Here is a 17,177-nt window from a genome sequence, read left to right as displayed (position 1 = left end):
TTGTTCTCTATATTGGCGCTGTTTGCCAATTTTCAAGGCGTGATAACAGCAATTTATGGTGCCTTTGATACCACCACCATGGCCGGACGCACCAGGCGACCGTGCAGGGTGTAACCCTTCTGGAACACATCCATGACGGTATTGGGTTCCATGTCCGGGTTGGGCACCTGGGTCATGGCCTGGTGCAGATTGGGGTCAAACGGTTCGCCCACGGGGTTAATCTGGACCACCTGATGGCGCTTGAGACCGTCAATGAGACTTTTCAACGTCAACTCAAGCCCTTCGGCCACCGACTTCATCGCCTCGTCATCGGCGTTCACGTTGGCCAGGGCACGCTCGAGATTGTCGGCCACCACTAACATGTCCTGCACCAGTTTCTCCTGGCCGAACTTGTGGGCCTTCTCTACGTCCTGCTCCGCACGGCGACGGGCGTTCTGGGCCTCGGCAGCGGCGCGCAGCGCGGTGTCTTTTGCCTGCTGCAACTCGGCTTCAAGGCGCGCAATGTCGGCCTCCAGGCCCTGGGGTTCTGACAGCTCAACCTCCACATCCGGGCTGGCTTCGGCTTCTACCGCTACATCGGTTTCTTCAACGGGCGGCTTTTGTTGTTCAGTCGACACGCGTGTTCCCCTGTTCAAACTGGCTGATAAGTACTCTGATAAATGATTACTGCGGTGTGATTACCACAACCTGCAGCCTATATGGGGGCTCACACGCGCCATTCAAGTGTTATGCCGGGCTTGAAAAGCGCAAAAATTACTGTATAAATAAACACTGTTTACATATACATGGATTTTTCGCCCTGGTGACCGCTTATGTTAACGCTTCTGTGCATCCGCAATTTCACGTTGGTAGAGCAGCTGGATCTTGAACTGCACGACGGATTAACCGCCATTACCGGCGAGACCGGCGCAGGCAAATCACTGCTGCTGGATGCGCTGGGTATGGCGCTGGGCGAAAAAGCCGATGCCGATAAGGTACGGCATGGCTGTCAGCGGGCGGAAGTCAGCGCCACCTTTGATATCACCCAGTTACCCCGCGCCAACAAGTGGCTGAAAAACAATGATTTCGAGACCGATAGTGAGTGCATACTCCGTCGCACACTCACTGCTGAAGGGCGGTCACGGGCCTTCATCAACGGCCAGAGCGCAACACTGGCACAACTGAAAACCCTGGGCGAGCTGCTGTTGGATATTCACAGCCAGCACGCTCACCAGAACCTGCTCAAACCCGACCACCAACGCGCGCTTGTAGACCAGTTTGGCGGCCATACCAGCCTGTATCAGGCGGTCAAGGCCAGCTGGAAAGAGTGGCAATCACTTGCCGCTCAACTGCAGTACCAACGCGACAACGAGGCCGAGATGAGCGCGCGCAGCCAGCTGCTGCGCTATCAGGTAGAGGAGCTGGATCAACTCAACCTGCAGCCGGGCGAGCTGGAGCAACTGGAAAGCGAGCACCGGCAGCAGGCCAATGCGGAGCAAGTACTCACCAGCAGCCAGCAACTCGCGGCTCTGTGCAGCGATGACGAGCAGGGCCTGCTGGATGGGCTGCGCAAAGGCTTATGGCTACTGCGGGAGCTGCCCGATAAATCGAGCCAATTGCAAGAAGCAGAGCAATTGCTGATCAACGCTCAGATACACATCGAGGAAGCCGTCAGCGCCATCGAGCACCACATCGACAGTTTTGAAGCCGACCCGGAACGCCTGCAATGGCTGGAGGCCCGCCTCGACAGCATTTACCAGATCGCGCGTAAACACCGCGTCAGCCCCGGACAGCTGACAGAGTTACATCAGCAGTTGGCGGAAGAACTGGCGCCGCTGGCGGCAGCAGAAGGCGGCCTGGATGGCCTTGCCCACGCTACCGCAGAGGCTGAGCTTAATTACCGCAAGCTGGCCACAGAGTTGTCGCAACAGCGTAAGCAGGCCGCCACCCAGTTATCACGTGGCATCAATCGTCAATTACAACAATTGAGCATGGCCGGCGCGCTGGTGGATATCGCCGTCACCGACGCCGACGCTTCGGCGACCGGTACCGATGCCATCGCCATCAATGTTGCGACTAACCCCGGGCAACCGGCGCGGCCGATGGCCAAAGTGGTCTCGGGCGGTGAATTGTCGCGCATCAGCCTGGCCATTCAGGTTTGCGTGGCCAACAAATCCACCATCCCCACCTTGGTATTCGACGAAGTGGATGTGGGCATTGGCGGCGCGACTGCGGATATCGTTGGCCGACTGCTGCGCCAGCTGGGGAAAGACGGGCAGGTCATTTGCGTCACCCACCTGGCGCAAGTCGCCAGCAAGGCCCACCAGCACCTGCAAGTGCGCAAGTTGCAACGTAAAGGCAACAGCCAGTCCACTCTGGTGCACCTGGCCGGCGAAGAAAAAATCGAGGAAATTGCCCGCATGATGGGCGGCGTGGAGTTGACCGAGCAGACGCGCGCGCATGCGCGCGAGATGCTGGAGCTGAGTTGCTGAGAAACCTGGATTAATTTACTGAAGCGGCGCGGCGGCCCTGTGGGAGCGGCTTCCCAGCCGCGAAACATCTGGCGACGTCGATATTAATCAGGATAGGTCCCCACCTTTCGCAGCTGGGAAGCCGCTCCCACAAAACGCCCGCGCGCCAAGGGAATGACGTCACTTCTTCGGCTTCACGTAAAGCACCAGGTTGTGGTCTACCAGCTCATAGCCGTGTTTCTCAGCGATCATCTCCTGCAGCGCTTCGATTTCATCGTTGTGAAACTCTATAACTTTGCCGGTTTCGGTGCAGACCATGTGATCGTGGTGGTCACCGCGATCCATTTCGAACACGGAATGGCCACCATCGAAGTTGTGACGCGTCACCAGACCGGCCGTCTCAAACTGGGTCAACACCCGGTAAACCGTCGCCAGGCCCACGTCTTCGCCTTGCTCCAACAAGGTTTTGTACACTTCTTCCGCGCTGTAATGATGGGTGCCATCACTCTCCAGGATCTGCAAAATTTTCACGCGTGGCAGGGTCACTTTGAGCCCCGCTTTGCGAAGTTCCTGATTCTCTGAGCTCATTTGGCATCCTCTTTTGATTATCTGGCGACTTGCGAGTGAGTCCGGTATTATCCCCGTTCGCTTGAACTTGTGGAACCCCTTAAATGCAGTCCCCGATCCGTTTCATTCAGTCCCGACTACGCGCTAACACCTTGATTTTATTATTGTTAGCGGGCGTTTTAGGTGGCTGCAGCTACTTTCAATTCCCCGGGGTTTACCGCATCTACGTGCAGCAGGGCAACATTGTGACCGACGAGATGGTCGATCAGCTGCAACAGGGGATGACCCGGCGTCAGGTGCGCTTCATTCTGGGTACACCCCTGGTAGAAGATACCTTCCATGCGGATCGCTGGGACTACATGTGGACCATGAAATACCCTAACGGCGACACCAAACGCAAGCTGTTCACGGTTTATTTCGACGGTGAAAATCTGGCCAAGTTCGAAGGTGACTACGTCAAAGGTCAGGTGCAGAAAGAGACTGACTCCCCGCAGGACCAACCCATCTGACCGCCGCCGGGGTTCAGTCCTCGGTCTTTTTCGCCGCCCGCTTTTTGCGGGCCTCTTTGGGGTCTGAGATCAGCGGACGGTAGATTTCTACCCGGTCACCCGCACTCAGTACGTGCTCTTTGGCGGGCTTGAGCCCCTTGGTTCCCAGGGCCTGGCCGAAAATCCCCATTTTGGCGTTTTCGATATCCAGCCCCTTGAAATACTGGGTGATGTTCGAGCGTTCTACCGCCTGCCAGGCAGTTGTCCCGGGTTCCACCAACAGCGCCACTATCTTCTGCTGGTCTGGCAAGGCGTAGGCCACTTCCACCCGGATCAGGTCTCGGTCAGGCATTTATTCAGGCTCCATATATCAATTCTGCCCGTCGGCAGAGGGCATCCACCTGCTCGCTGGCGGAGGACTCAATTAACTTACCCACTGTTGCCTCCAGCAGCCGGCTGGTCATCCGGAAGCGCAGGCTGAAGGTTACCTTGCAGCCCAGCTCCCCCAGGGGCTGAAAGTGCCAGCGCCCGGTAAAATTTTCAAATGGCCCGTCGATCAGCACCATGTCCATCAGGTGTGGCGGCTCCAATCGGTTGCAGGTGGCAAAGACCTGCTTGATCCCGGCCTTGCCCAATGTCAGTCGGGCACTGAGCTGGGTGGGCGATTGGTCGATAATCTCGGCCGCCAGGCATCCCGGCATGTACTCCGGATAGCGTGCAACATCATTCACCAACGCGAACATCTGCTCACAGCGATAGGCCACCAAGGCCGTGCGTTCGATGTCGGCCATAGCCTCTCCTCATCAACAGGGCTCGCATTGTAGCCAGTGCGGGCTCATCGGAAAACCGCTGTGCGGCGCCATCACATACTTGTGGCAAAGGCTGTTAGAATCGTCTCCTTTGTCGACACCTGGCCGAACGGGCGCCTACCGCTGCCTGTGCACCGGTGTCAAAGCACACAATAAACAACAAGAAGTGACATCTTATGGCTGCATCGCGAGAGCAATTTGGGTCCCGTTTAGGGTTTGTGTTGGCTGCTGCGGGTTCCGCTGTGGGTATCGGGAACCTGGTGGGTTTTCCGGTGAATGCGGCCAAAAACGGGGGCGGTGCCTTCCTGCTGATGTACGCCATCTTCGTGTTTACCATTTGCGTACCGGTGATGATGGCGGAACTGGCCGCTGGCCGCCATTCGGCCAAAGGCCCGCTGGGCATGTACGCCAGCCTGACCAACAAGCACCGCGGCTGGGCTATCGCCGGCTGGCTGTCCACCATTACGCCCTTCATGATTGCAGTGTTCTACACGGTTATTACCGTGTGGATTTTCGAATACCTTTACAACGCGATCACCGGCGACCTGCGCCTGCTGGCCGAGCCCGGCACCTTCGGCGAATTCATCAGCGGGGGCACCATCTTTGTCCATCTGGCCATTGTGCTGGCGATTGTGAACCTGATTCTGGTGGGGGGCGTGAAAGAAGGGATTGAGCGCAGTGCCAAAGTGCTTATGCCAACGTTGTTCCTGATGCTGATTGGCATGGTGATTTTCGTGCTCACCCGCGACAACGCCATGGCCGGTGTTGAGTTCTACCTGATCCCCGATTTCAGCAAAATCACCGGGCCCGTAGTCAGCGGGGCGCTGGGACAGGCATTCTTCTCCCTGAGCCTGGGCATGGGTATTCTGATTACTTACGGCTCCTACATGGACAAACGCAGCTCGATCCCGGGCTCGGCCAAAATGGTCGCGCTGGCCGATACCGGCGTGGCCTTTTGCGCGGGCCTGATGATTTTGCCGGCCATTTTCAGCTTTAACCCGGATACCAACCCGGCCAACCTGTCGGATTCTTCCGTATCATTGATTTTTACCTTCCTGCCCAAAATTTTCCTGGCGCTGGAAGCGAGCATTGGCTACACCGGCGCCTCGGCTGTGGCCAGTGTATTTTTCCTGTTGGTGTTTTTTGCCGCCCTGACATCGTTGGTTTCGATCATCGAAGTGCCCGCCGCCAGCCTGGTGGACCAGAAGGGATACAGCCGGAAAAAATCCCTGCTGGTACTGAATGCACTGATGCTGGTGTTTACCCTGGCCTGTACCGCCTCATTTGGCATGGTGGACTGGCTGACCGAGTTCACCCGCTACGCGGGCGCACCCAAGTCTCTGTTCGATATTGTGTACGACGTGTTCTACGACACCATCCTGCCTCTCAATGGCCTGCTGATCTGTCTGTTTGTGATCTATCGCTGGAAAAAGCACAATCTGGATGCGGAGCTGGAGTCCGGTGACGAAGGCTTCAAAGGGTCTCTGCTGGAGCGCTATATGCATTTCTCGCTCGGCACCTTTATCCCCTTCATTCTTGCGGTGATTTTCATCAACACCGTGGCCATCAAGTTCTTCGGCCACTCCCTGCTCGCGGCCATCGGCTTCTGAGCAGAACGCCACCGCTCCGTGCAGGCGCCGCTGGCGCCTGTCACGCCCCCTCTATATAATCGCCGCCCTATGGCAAAAGCAAAGAAAAAAACCGCAGACAACACTATCGCCCAGAACAAGAAGGCGCGCTTCGACTATGCCCTGGGCGAAAAGTTCGAAGCCGGCATTGAGCTGCAAGGCTGGGAAGTGAAAAGCCTGCGCGCCGGTAAGGTACAGTTGGTGGACAGCTTTGTTCAGTTTCACCGCGGTGAAGCCTGGCTGATGGGCGCGCTTATTTCCCCCATCCAGTCTGTATCCACGCACTATGTGGCGGAACCCAACCGCAAGCGCAAACTGCTGTTGCACCGGCGCGAGCTCGCTCGCCTGCAGCAAGGGGTTGAGCAAAAGGGCTACACCGTGGTGTGTACCGCGCTCTATTGGAAAAACCATCTGGTCAAAGCCGCTGTGGCTCTGGCCAAGGGTAAGGCCGAACACGATAAGCGTCAGACCGAAAAAGATCGCGACTGGGGCCGTGAAAAGCAACGCATCGTACGCGACCACAACCGATAGCACCCGTATTGCGGATTTTTCCGCCTCGCCCGTTTAAGATAACACCAAAGGGGTAGTGGCCTGCGGCCTGCCCCACCAGAATAATGAAAAACGGACGATGTAATGAGCGCACCCCGAGGTCAATTCTCCACCAAATTCGGTTTCATCATGGCTGCGGCCGGTTCGGCAGTGGGTCTGGGTAATATCTGGGGCTTCCCCACCCAGACCGCCAGCAATGGCGGAGCGGCGTTTGTGGTGGTCTATTTTGTACTCGCCTTTTTACTGGCCTACCCTGCACTCATGGCCGAACTGGTGATTGGCCGGCATGCGCGGGCCAATATCGTTACCGCGCTGGGCGGCCTGTCCGATAAGCCTGCCGCCTCGCTCTTTGGCCGGTTTACGGGCTTCTATGGTGTGATTACCGCCAGCCTGATTCTCAGTTTCTATACCATCGTCGCCGGCTGGATGATCTGCTACCTGGCCGCCGCAGGCACCGACCTCCTGGGGCAAGACCAGGCAACCCAGTGGCTCACCAGCATGAGCACCGAGCGTAACCTGCTCTCCAGTGCCGTGTTTGCCGGTCTGACGCTGTACATTATTTCCAGCGGCGTTCAGGACGGGATTGAAAAGTGGTCCAGCCGACTGATGCCGGCACTCATTGGCCTGCTGCTCCTGCTGATCGCCTATGTGTTGACCCAGAAGGGCGCCATGGAAGGCCTGAAGGTATACCTGTTACCTGACCTGTCCCGCGTGTTTGAACCCACCCTGATTGTGTCCGCCATGGGCCAGGCGTTTTTCTCTCTGAGCCTGGGTGTGGGCACCATGCTGGTGTACGGTTCCTATCTGTCAAAGGAAGAAAGCCTGCCGCGCATGGGTGCGTTGGTGACGGTCATTGATGTCGGCATTGCCTTCACCGCCGGCCTGTTGATTCTGCCCGCCATGTTTGTGGCACAGGAAGCCGGCATTACCATTACCGATGCCGCGGGCAATCTGATCGGTGACTCCGACATCGTGTTCCAGGTGCTGCCGCCTCTGTTCGACTCCATGGGTCCGGCGGGTAATTTCGTCGCGCTGGCATTCTTCACCCTGATGACCATCGCCGCCCTAACCTCCTCCATCTCCATGCTGGAAGTGCCGGTCTCCATGACGGTCGAGCGTTTTAACGTGTCACGCCCGGTCGCCGCATTGGTGATTGGCGGCAGTATCTTTGCCATCTCCTGCCTGCTGATTTTCAATTTCGGCACCCTGTTCGGCTTTGTCATCGATCTGACTACTAAGTACAGCCAACCGCTGCTTGGCGTTGTGATCTGTCTCTACTGCGGCTGGATATTCAAACGCCACGCACTGCTGAAAGAGCTGCAGGAAGGCCAGGAAGATATCGCACAAACCCTGTTCTGGAAGATCTGGCCTTTGTACGTCAAGATCATTTGCCCGCTGCTCATATTGGCCGCGTTTTGGTTGAGCCTGGGTTAACAAGCCCAGCACGAAAAAAGCCGCAAATGCGGCTTTTTTTATGACAACGGCAGGCAGCCTGCTAGATGGATTCGCTCACCGGCAACAGCTGCACCTGCACTATTGACGCCTGTCTGGCCGCATCGGCCACCGCCACATAAGTTGCCGCGTTGGATTTAAGGTCCGCCCGCACCACGACCGGCGCCTTCGGATCTTCCGCATGCAGCCGTTCAAAATTGGCCCGGAGCGCCCTCGCATCCACCTGTCTTTCCTCCAGCCAGATGCGATTACTTGCATCCACTTTCACCACAATCGGCTGCTGCACGGTGGATTTATCTTCGGTGATCGACTCGGGTAAGGACACGTCCAGTACCTGCTCTTTCACAAAGCTTGCGGTGACAATGAAGAAGATCAACAGGATAAACACCACGTCCAGCATGGGCGTGAGATCGATATCGGACTGGTCTGATGCGTTGGCAAATGGCTTCTTGTGCATTGCACTTCCTCCTGAATCAGCGCGGACTGCGCTATTGAAAGTGTAGCAGGCTACTGAAAAGCCCACGGGATCAGCTATAGTGGCCGCAAAGCCTGCCACGGAAACCGCCTATGCCCTCTACCGAAACCTGGGAATTGTTGAGTTACGTCGTCACTGTGATTGGTCTGCCGCTGGCCATTTTCGTGTTTCTGTTTGAGCACCGGAAATCGCTGGAAAGTGAGGAAGAAGAGGTGTACCAGCTGCTGTCAGACAACTACCAGGATTTTCTGCGGGTCGCGCTCGACAATCCCGACCTCCGGCTGTTTTCCCAAACCGGTCTGGAGCCGGCGACGGAAGAACAGCGCGAGCGGCAACTGATTATTTTCAGCATGCTCACATCATTGTTCGAGCGCGCTTACCTGCTGTTGTACGAAGATGCCATGACCGCCAAACAGAAACGGCGCTGGAACTCGTGGGAAGACTACATTATTGAATGGTGCCGCAAGCCCCACTATCGCTCGCTGCTGCCGCAGATGCTGCAAGGGGAGGACCCGGACTTTGTGAACTACATAAAAGGCCTGGCAGAAACATCCAGAATGTCGGAAACGCCAACAGACTGAAATCCGTATACGCTCTTAATCGGTCAGCGATACATTCTCCGGTGAACAATCCAGCCAACGACGAATTGCGCCCGATAAGGCTTCCGGCGCTTCCAAAGGCAACATGTGGCCCGCTTTTTCCACCCAGCAACAGGGCAGCTTCCCGAGTGCCTCCCACGCTGACAACCAGCTCACACTGACCAGCGCATCATCACGCCCGGCGCAAAAGTGGATCGGGATCGCAAGCTGACTCAAGGGCGTCAGCAAATCTTGCCGCCGGCTGGTGGCGGATAGCTGCTGTACGAGCGAGGCGGCCCCCAGATTGGCATCCATTGCCTTAATGGTGGCAAACACATCCATGCGGTGGTGATTGATGGGCGATAACATGGTGCGGATTTTGCGGTCACTGATGCCCTGATAGCCATTGCGTCGCACCCATTGCAGCAGTTGTTCTCGCTGTTGCAATTCTTCATCGGGCAATGCGCACGGGGTATTGGAACACAGGAATAAACGCTCAATACGCGCAGGTGCAGCGCACGCCATACCGGCGGCCAGATAGGCCCCCAGAGAAAAGCCCAGAAGCGCCACCGGCTCTGGCGGCAACTGCTGCAACAGATCCTGCACCAACCGATCCATTCCATCCGCTGTGGAGATTGGCAGGTGTATCCATTCCAATTCTGGCAGGTGACTTGTCAACGGGTTCCACAAGCGCTCATCACACTGGGTACCCGGAATGGCGTAAACGCGTTGTGGCATAGCAGTCTGTTAAATATCAGGGGCCTTCACGGCGATAATTAGCCGCCACTTTTTCGGCGTGCTCACGCAGGTATTTTAAAACATCACGGGCCTCAGCCTCGGCGTCTTTACGGGCTTTGTTAAATCGTTGGGCGTAAGCTTTACCGTCGTGGGCCATGAAATCTTTAGCCTCCAGTTTGGCTAAATGCAGTTTGAGTGCTGCGGTATCCATTTCGGTACGCGCTTTCTGGCTCAGCTGGTCCAGCTCTTTGCTGGCACCGCGCCACCAATCGCCGACTTCCATTGCCGCCAGATGAGCCTGCAAGCGGGCCTCATCAGAGCTCTCGTGCAGGTGTTGTAATCCTTCCTGCAGCCGATGATCCATTTTATGTAGGCTAGCCGCCAATGCATCACGGTAATCTTCAGCCTTATCGCCTAATTCGTCTGCACCGGATTTCACTTTTTCCCGCACATCTTTCAGCCGGGCTGACGCGTCTTCCAACAGTTTTTTCAGATCGTCCATTGTTCACCTCCCAAGCATTGGTTCAGCTACCACCCTAGCACAGCCTCATGCCTAAGCCATGACACGGATCAAGTTTCCGTGGCCAATAGTTCGTCGAGGGTCAGCTGATAACTGGGCGCAAACACCCGCAGGAAATAATTCACTTCCGGCAATGCGAGCTTCTTCAGTCTGCGCGCAATATCTTCGGCCGCGCCGGTAAATTCGCGATTGCCGGCCGCAATTTCGGCCTGGCACTTTAAATAGGCTGAAAGCGTATCGGCGGCTTTCACCAGTTGCTGTTCAGCATCGCTCATGCGCTCGTGCAACATCACCGCCGCAAAGTCTTGCTGCAAATTGACCGGCAACAAAGCCACCAGTTCTCTTTCTGCACTGGCCTCTATGGCCTTGTAGGCATCTTTGATGGCGGGTGAATGGTATTTGATGGGCGAAGGCATATCGCCGGTAATTACTTCACTGCAGTCGTGATAGAGCGCGAGCGTGGCCAGGCGATATACATCCACCTGCCCGGCGTATTCGCGGTTGCGGATCACACCCAGGGCATGGGCAATGGTCGCCACTTCCCAGCTGTGCTCCATGACGTTTTCAGCAATGGCATTGCGCTTTAAGCCCCATCGGGAAATCCACCGAAGCTTGCTGATGTAGGCGAAGAAATGGCTGATCATGGGCGCTATTTCCCAGCTACGTCCTTGGCCTGGGCCTTGGTTGCCTGCCAGGCCATGGCGCGCCATTCGCCATCGCGCTTGATGAAGGTGCCGGTATTGAAATAGCGTTGCTCGCTGTCGCCGGTCACCCCCACCAGCGTAAAGGCCACCACGGCCACATCGCCGAGCAGGCGGATATCCACATCTTCACCGCGATACACGCTGTCGGGCGCTTCAGCGGGTGTGTCATCTTTGAAACCGGCGAGAATGTCCGCTTTACCGAAGCGAGTGCCCGATGAACTGGTGTAAATCAGATCGTCGGTCCAGAACCGCTGGTGTTGGGTCTTCAGATGGGCACCGGCAAGAAACTGATCAAGCAGCTGCTGGAGTGCCTGCTTGTCATCGGCAAAAGTGGGCAGTGCAAACAGCAATGCCAGAGTCAGTATAAATCCACGCATGGGCGTCTCCCGGATTGAATCAATGTATGAATACACGAATTCAATCCGGGTTACCACAATCGATCAGCCGTAATTCTGCACCGGCGTGCCGGCCAGCGCGGAAATATTCAACAAGCCGCGGGCGGTGATGGTGGGCGTGACGATGTGCGCCCGGTTGGCCATGCCCATCAGGATGGGCCCGACTTCCAGGCCATTGGCACAGGTTTTCAGCATGTTGCGCGCGGTGCTGGCGGCATCTGCATTGGCGAACAGCAGCACGTTGGCGGCGCCCTCGAAGCGAGCATTGGGGAAGATGCGTTCACGCAGGGCAGGATCGAGTGCCAGGTCCAGTGTCATTTCACCCTCATAGGCAAAATCCCTCGGCACACTGTCCAACAGGGCAATGGCATCGCGCATGGTCTGGCCGGAACGCGATTGCATATTGCCAAACTGGCTTTGCGAACACAGCGCAATGCGCGGCTCAAGGCCGAAGCGTCGCACATGGCGCGCAGCGGCCACAGCAATGGCCGCCACCTGTTCGGCCGTGGGTTCGGGGAATACGTGGGTATCGGCAATAAACAGCGGACCCTGTTCAATCAGCATGAGCGACAATGCGCCCTGGGGTTGGCGCTTGGCATCACCCAGAATCTGCTCAATGTAGTTCAAATGCCACAGATACTGACCAAAGGTACCGCAGATCATGGAGTCTGCATCGCCCCGGTGTACCGCCACGGCGGCGATGGCGGTGGTGTTGGTACGCATCACCGCTTTGGCCAGATCGGGGGTCACACCCCGGCGCTGCATCAGTTCGTGGTAAGTGCTCCAATAGTCGCGGAAGCGGTCGTCGTGCTCCGGGTTGACCAGATGAAAATCGCGCCCGGGTTTAACCGACAAGCCGAATTTTTCACAGCGGTCTTCTACCACATCGGGCCGGCCAATCAGAATCGGTTTGCCGGTACCCTCTTCGAGCATGGCCTGGGCTGCACGCAGTACCCTTTCATCTTCGCCTTCCGCAAAAATTATGCGCTGCTTGGCGGCCCGGGCCACTTCAAACACCGGCTTCATAATGAACGCCGAGCGGAATACGGAGCGGTTGAGCGATTCTTTGTAGCTCTTCAGATCAGGCAATGGCCGGGTGGCGACACCGGTTTCCATCGCGGCTTTTGCCACTGCACCCGCGACGGTGGCCAGCAGGCGTGGATCAAACGGCTTGGGAATCAGATACTCGGCGCCAAAGGTGAGGTTTTCGCCTTCATAGGCCGCCGCCGCTTCCGCGCTGGTGGTGGCACGCGCCAGCGCCGCAATCCCTTCCACGCAACCAATCTGCATGGCGTCGTTGATTTCGGTGGCACCCACATCCAGTGCGCCCCGGAAAATAAACGGGAAGCACAGAACATTATTGACCTGATTGGGATAATCCGAACGGCCGGTAGCGATGATGGCATCGGGTGCCACGGCGCGCACCTGGTCGGGCATGATTTCCGGGGTTGGATTGGCGAGAGCAAAAATCACTGGCTTGGCGGCCATTTTTTTCACCATCTCGGGCTTCAGCACACCGGGACCTGAAAGCCCCAAAAACAGATCCGCGCCTTCAATCACCTGATCCAGCGTGCGCAAATCCGACGCCTGTGCATAGGCCGCTTTCTGTTCGGTCATTTGCGTGGTGCGACCTTGGTACACCAATCCATCCAGATCACACAGCCAGACATTTTCGCGCTTCACACCCAGTTTCAGCAGCATGTTCAGACAGGCAATACCGGCGGCACCACCGCCGGTGGAAACAATTTTGATGTCTTCAAATTTCTTGCCCACCACGTGCAGGGCATTGGTGGCCGCCGCGCCCACCACGATCGCAGTGCCGTGCTGGTCATCGTGAAACACCGGAATGTTCATTTTTTCCCGGCACAATTTTTCCACGATAAAGCAATCGGGGGCTTTGATATCTTCCAGGTTGATTGCACCAAACGTGGGCTCCAGTGATGCAACAATTTCAGCCAGCTTCACCGGATCGGACTCGTTCACCTCTATGTCGAAGCAATCGATATTGGCGAACTTTTTGAACAACACCGCTTTGCCTTCCATTACCGGTTTGGACGCCAACGGGCCGATATTGCCCAGACCCAACACCGCCGTGCCGTTGCTGACCACCGCCACCAGATTACCGCGCGCGGTATAACGGCTGACCTCCACCGGACTTTTGCTGATTTCCATACAGGCTTCAGCCACGCCAGGCGAGTAGGCGCGGGCCAGATCACGGCCATTGGCCATGGGCTTGGTGGCTCGGATCTCAAGTTTGCCGGGCTTGGGGAACTCGTGATAATCGAGGGCGGGATGGCGGCTGGGGGTCTGACGATCTTCGGTCATTGCAACTCTCTGGCTGGTTGGCGTGTCACCTGTCTTCCTATCGGTAAACGAAAGGTTTCAACAGTAACGAATGGGGCGCAAGGATAGCATTGCACCCGCTGCTGCGCGAAGTGGGCGCGGCATTTTTACAGGGTATTCTGGACAATCCGTGTAAAAACTTGTGCCAATTAGCCGACTCAAGCGGACAGCGCTTGCTCACACAGTTTCATCAGGATCTGCACATCCTCCACCCGTGCGTAATTGGGCCGAACCAAAAAGGCGATGCGTCGGTGTGGGCCCGGCTCCTTCAGGTGTACCGCCACCAGTTCCGGGTGGTGGCCCAGGAGCGAATCCAGCGCCATGGCCGGCACCAGGGTAGAACCCAGTTTGCCGGTGACCATCTGGATCAGGGTATTCAGGCTGGTGGCGCCAAAGCCCTGATTCGCCGTTTGTTTGCCCAGTTTGCAGGCATCGATAATGTGGTCCTTCAGGCAATGGCCCTCTTTCAGCAGCATCAGCTTGGCCTGTTCCAGCTCCTTGCTGGCCACTTCCCGCAAGCCGGATTTCACCTGGGTTTTGTGCGCCACCCAGTAAAAATCTTCCTGCCAGAATTCAAACGCCAAAAGGCCCTCGTGTTCATAGGGCAACGCCAGTATGGCGGCATCGATTTCGCCGTTGCGGACCCGGTCCACCAGATCCGCCGACTGCTCTTCCACCACGGTCAGCTCAAACTCCGGGTGCGCAGCCTGCAGACAGGGCAGCAGATTGGGCAGCAGATAAGGGCAGATGGTGGGGATCACCCCCACGCTCATGGGGAACTTCAGCGGCCCCTGGGCGCTGTGCGCCAGCTGGGTCAGGCTGTCCACGTCCAGCAGGATGCGCCTGGCCCGTTTGAGTAATTCCTGCCCCTCGGGGGTGACCAGCACTTTTTTATTGTCCCGCTCGAACAGCTGCACGCCTAACTGCTTCTCCAGCTCAGATAACGCCGAGCTCAAGGCCGACTGACTCACGTGGCAGGCCTCGGCCGCCTTGCGGAAATGCAGGTGCTCGCCCACGGCCAGTGCGTAATGGAGCTGTTTGAGACTGATCATCGCCTTGATCCATTTAAGTGAACGACACGTCCAATTTAATCAAATTTACCGAAACAAGGGAATTCCCTACATTAGACCCCGTTGCCAAAACACAACCGACTCAAGGAGATTTTCACATGGCACTTATCAATACCCAGATCAAACCTTTTACCGCTCAGGCGTTCAAAAACGGTGAATTCATCGAAGTGAGCGACAAAGACCTCGAAGGCAAGTGGAGCGTGTTTTTCTTCTACCCGGCGGATTTCACCTTTGTGTGCCCCACCGAGTTGGGCGACCTGGCGGACCACTACGACGAGTTCCAGAAGCGTGGCGTGGAGATTTACTCGGTGTCCACCGACACCCACTTCACCCACAAAGCCTGGCACGACAGCTCCGAGACCATCGGCAAGATCCAGTACACCATGATCGGCGACCCGACTGGCCGCATTACCCGCAACTTCGACGTGATGCGCGAAGAGCAGGGCCTGGCTGACCGCGGCACCTTCGTGGTTGACCCCAACGGTGTGATTCAGGCCATGGAAATCACCGCCGAAGGTATCGGCCGCGACGCCGAAGACCTGCTGCGCAAGGTGAAAGCGGCCCAGTACGTGGCCAATCACCCGGGCGAAGTCTGCCCCGCCGCCTGGAAAGAAGGCGAAACCACACTGGCGCCTTCACTGGACCTGGTGGGCAAGATCTAAACGCAAAACATTGTCCGGGGCCCCGGCCCCGGCGATCTCTGCATAGCCAGGGCACCGCCGTGGCTATCCAAAGATTCGGACAAAAACTTACCCAATTAACTTTCAGGAGAAGGTCATGATCAGCAAAGACATTCTGGCAGCCCTCAGCCAGTACACCGCAAACATTGCGACACCTGTGGCTTTCGTGCTGCAGACCGGTCAACACACCAAGCGCGACGAACTGGTGACATTCCTTAACGACTTCGCAAGCGTGAGCGAGCACCTGAGCCTGCGCGAGCAGGACGCCGGCCTTCGCAGTCCCGTGACCTTCACGCTTGAAGTGGACGGCGAGCACACCGGCATCGAATTTTCCGGCATCCCCAGTGGCCACGAATTCAATTCGCTGGTACTGGCGGTATTGCACGCCACCGGCACCCCCATGAAGCTCGATGAAAGCCTGAAGGCCATGCTGGCACGCGTGGACGAGCCGCTGCACTTTGAAGCCTTCATCAGTCTTTCCTGCCACAACTGCCCGGACGTGGTGCAGGCGCTGAACCAGTTCGCACTAATTAACCCGAACATCCGCGCCGAGATGATTGACGGCGGGCTGTTTCAGGACGTGATCAAAGCGCGCGACATTCAGGGTGTGCCCACTGTGTACCTGAACGGCGAACTCTTTGCCAACGGCAAGGTAGACGCCGCCCAGTTGATTGAAAAACTGCTGGCCCGCTATCCGCACCTGGCCGACGGCAACAACGCCGAACAGCTGCCACTGCAGGACGTGACCATCATTGGTGGTGGCCCAGCCGGCATCAGCAGTGCCATCTACAGTGCGCGCAAAGGCCTGAAAGTCACATTGATTGCCGATCGCATCGGTGGCCAGGTGAAAGACACCATGGGCATCGAGAATCTGATCGGCACACCCAAAACCACCGGGCCGGAATTATCGGGCGCGCTGATGCAGCACCTGAATGATTATGAGGTCACGGTCAAAGAACATCTCAAAGTGAGTGCTGTGGAAAAGGGCGATATCAAAACCCTGACACTCTCATCGGGAGAAGTGATTCACACCAAAACCCTGATCATTGCCACCGGCGCCAAATGGCGCGAGCTGGGCATCCCCGGCGAAAAGGAAAATATCGGCAACGGCGTCGCCTACTGCCCGCACTGCGACGGCCCCTTCTTCAAAGGCAAAGACGTGGCCGTGATCGGTGGCGGCAACTCGGGCATCGAAGCGGCATTGGATCTGGCCGGTATTGTGAAATCGGTGACCGTGTTCGAATTCATGCCGGAGTTGAAAGCGGACAAGGTGCTGGTGGAAAAAGCGGAGAGCAAAAGCAACATCACCATTTTCCGCAACGTGGCCACGCAGGAAATCACCGCTGCCAACGGCAAAGTGGACGGCATTGTGTATCAGGATCGCGCCAGTGGCGAGACCCGCACGCAACCCCTGCATGGCGTATTTGTACAGATTGGCCTGGTGCCCAACAGCGGTTTTCTGGGTGACCTGGTGGAGAAAACCCGCTTCGGTGAAATTGTCATCGATGCGCGCGGGCAAACCTCAGAGCCCGGCATTTATGCCTGCGGCGATGTGACCACCGTGCCCTATAAGCAGATTGTGGTGGCCATGGGCGAAGGCGCCAAGGCATCACTGGCAGCGTTTGACTACCTGTTGAAAGAAAGCGACCGGTTGGAAGCCCTGCACGCAGACACAGAGTCCGTGAGCCTGGCAAAAGCCTCCTGAGCAAGACCATTACCCCTCCTTTGCAC

Annotated in this window: 19 protein-coding genes; 8 read left to right on the top strand and 11 right to left on the bottom strand. The window is 57.0% G+C overall.

From position 1 onward, the window contains the following. Window positions 1–53: 53 nt before the first annotated feature. The gene (grpE, locus tag M5M_RS16845; RefSeq protein ID WP_015048713.1) at window positions 54–617 is read right to left on the bottom strand and encodes a nucleotide exchange factor GrpE; all 564 of its coding nucleotides are present in this window, start codon (window positions 615–617) and stop codon (window positions 54–56) included. A gap of 195 nt (window positions 618–812) precedes the next feature. On the opposite strand from grpE, the gene recN reads away from it, so the two are divergent. Further along, a complete protein-coding gene (recN, locus tag M5M_RS16840; protein ID WP_015048712.1) occupies window positions 813–2,471 on the top strand; it encodes a DNA repair protein RecN in 1,659 nt (552 codons plus the stop codon). Between the two features lie 159 nt (window positions 2,472–2,630). On the opposite strand, the gene fur is transcribed toward recN, so the two are convergent. Then, complete coding sequence (gene fur / locus M5M_RS16835) at window positions 2,631–3,038, bottom strand: ferric iron uptake transcriptional regulator (RefSeq protein ID WP_015048711.1); 408 nt, start codon at window positions 3,036–3,038, stop codon at window positions 2,631–2,633. 83 nt (window positions 3,039–3,121) lie between these two features. On the opposite strand from fur, the gene M5M_RS16830 reads away from it, so the two are divergent. Further along, window positions 3,122–3,526, top strand: a complete 405-nt coding sequence (locus tag M5M_RS16830) for an outer membrane protein assembly factor BamE (protein WP_015048710.1) — start codon at window positions 3,122–3,124, stop codon at window positions 3,524–3,526. 13 nt (window positions 3,527–3,539) lie between these two features. Here the strand turns inward: M5M_RS16830 and M5M_RS16825 are convergent, their stop codons facing one another. Both M5M_RS16825 and M5M_RS16820 read right to left on the bottom strand, forming a co-directional pair. Next, window positions 3,540–3,857 carry an RnfH family protein gene (locus M5M_RS16825; RefSeq protein ID WP_015048709.1) on the bottom strand — a complete coding sequence of 106 codons (318 nt, stop codon included), beginning with the start codon at window positions 3,855–3,857 and terminating at the stop codon, window positions 3,540–3,542. Between the two features lie 4 nt (window positions 3,858–3,861). After that, window positions 3,862–4,296: a type II toxin-antitoxin system RatA family toxin gene (locus M5M_RS16820; RefSeq protein WP_015048708.1), complete on the bottom strand. Its 435-nt coding sequence runs from the start codon at window positions 4,294–4,296 to the stop codon at window positions 3,862–3,864. Between the two features lie 194 nt (window positions 4,297–4,490). Between M5M_RS16820 and M5M_RS16815 the strand changes: the two genes are divergently transcribed. From M5M_RS16815 to M5M_RS16805, 3 genes are all read left to right on the top strand, one after another. Further along, window positions 4,491–5,924, top strand: coding sequence for a sodium-dependent transporter (locus M5M_RS16815; RefSeq protein ID WP_015048707.1), 1,434 nt, complete (start codon window positions 4,491–4,493; stop codon window positions 5,922–5,924). Window positions 5,925–5,993: 69 nt separating this feature from the next. Then, window positions 5,994–6,473 carry an SsrA-binding protein SmpB gene (gene smpB, locus M5M_RS16810; RefSeq protein ID WP_016389837.1) on the top strand — a complete coding sequence of 160 codons (480 nt, stop codon included), beginning with the start codon at window positions 5,994–5,996 and terminating at the stop codon, window positions 6,471–6,473. Between the two features lie 102 nt (window positions 6,474–6,575). Further along, window positions 6,576–7,925, top strand: coding sequence for a sodium-dependent transporter (locus tag M5M_RS16805; protein ID WP_015048705.1), 1,350 nt, complete (start codon window positions 6,576–6,578; stop codon window positions 7,923–7,925). Window positions 7,926–7,986: 61 nt separating this feature from the next. Here M5M_RS16805 and M5M_RS16800 read toward each other — a convergent pair whose 3' ends face one another. Continuing rightward, window positions 7,987–8,400: an ExbD/TolR family protein gene (locus M5M_RS16800; protein ID WP_015048704.1), complete on the bottom strand. Its 414-nt coding sequence runs from the start codon at window positions 8,398–8,400 to the stop codon at window positions 7,987–7,989. Between the two features lie 110 nt (window positions 8,401–8,510). Here M5M_RS16800 and M5M_RS16795 point away from each other — a divergent pair, with 110 nt between their 5' ends. Next, window positions 8,511–8,999, top strand: a complete 489-nt coding sequence (locus tag M5M_RS16795) for a hypothetical protein (protein ID WP_015048703.1) — start codon at window positions 8,511–8,513, stop codon at window positions 8,997–8,999. A gap of 15 nt (window positions 9,000–9,014) precedes the next feature. On the opposite strand, the gene M5M_RS16790 is transcribed toward M5M_RS16795, so the two are convergent. The 6 genes from M5M_RS16790 to M5M_RS16765 form a co-directional block, all read right to left on the bottom strand. Beyond that, window positions 9,015–9,734, bottom strand: coding sequence for an alpha/beta fold hydrolase (locus M5M_RS16790; protein WP_016389834.1), 720 nt, complete (start codon window positions 9,732–9,734; stop codon window positions 9,015–9,017). Window positions 9,735–9,750: 16 nt separating this feature from the next. Next, window positions 9,751–10,236 (bottom strand): hypothetical protein, encoded by a 486-nt coding sequence (locus M5M_RS16785; RefSeq protein ID WP_015048701.1) that lies wholly within the window; start codon window positions 10,234–10,236, stop codon window positions 9,751–9,753. Between the two features lie 68 nt (window positions 10,237–10,304). Next, window positions 10,305–10,898 (bottom strand): 5'-deoxynucleotidase, encoded by a 594-nt coding sequence (gene yfbR, locus M5M_RS16780; protein WP_015048700.1) that lies wholly within the window; start codon window positions 10,896–10,898, stop codon window positions 10,305–10,307. Between the two features lie 5 nt (window positions 10,899–10,903). After that, window positions 10,904–11,335 (bottom strand): nuclear transport factor 2 family protein, encoded by a 432-nt coding sequence (locus tag M5M_RS16775; RefSeq protein WP_015048699.1) that lies wholly within the window; start codon window positions 11,333–11,335, stop codon window positions 10,904–10,906. Between the two features lie 63 nt (window positions 11,336–11,398). Then, window positions 11,399–13,678 carry an NADP-dependent malic enzyme gene (locus M5M_RS16770; RefSeq protein ID WP_015048698.1) on the bottom strand — a complete coding sequence of 760 codons (2,280 nt, stop codon included), beginning with the start codon at window positions 13,676–13,678 and terminating at the stop codon, window positions 11,399–11,401. Between the two features lie 176 nt (window positions 13,679–13,854). Continuing rightward, window positions 13,855–14,748 (bottom strand): hydrogen peroxide-inducible genes activator, encoded by an 894-nt coding sequence (locus M5M_RS16765; protein ID WP_015048697.1) that lies wholly within the window; start codon window positions 14,746–14,748, stop codon window positions 13,855–13,857. 116 nt (window positions 14,749–14,864) lie between these two features. Between M5M_RS16765 and ahpC the strand changes: the two genes are divergently transcribed. Further along, window positions 14,865–15,428, top strand: a complete 564-nt coding sequence (gene ahpC / locus M5M_RS16760) for an alkyl hydroperoxide reductase subunit C (RefSeq protein ID WP_015048696.1) — start codon at window positions 14,865–14,867, stop codon at window positions 15,426–15,428. A 115-nt stretch (window positions 15,429–15,543) separates the two neighbouring features. Then, a complete protein-coding gene (gene ahpF / locus M5M_RS16755) occupies window positions 15,544–17,151 on the top strand; it encodes an alkyl hydroperoxide reductase subunit F (protein ID WP_015048695.1) in 1,608 nt (535 codons plus the stop codon). Window positions 17,152–17,177: the final 26 nt, after the last annotated feature.

It is taken from the genome of Simiduia agarivorans SA1 = DSM 21679 (assembly GCF_000305785.2).
Taxonomy (GTDB): domain Bacteria; phylum Pseudomonadota; class Gammaproteobacteria; order Pseudomonadales; family Cellvibrionaceae; genus Simiduia; species Simiduia agarivorans.
Note: the sequence above shows the minus strand (reverse complement) of the source record. Positions and strands in the feature narration are given on the sequence as shown.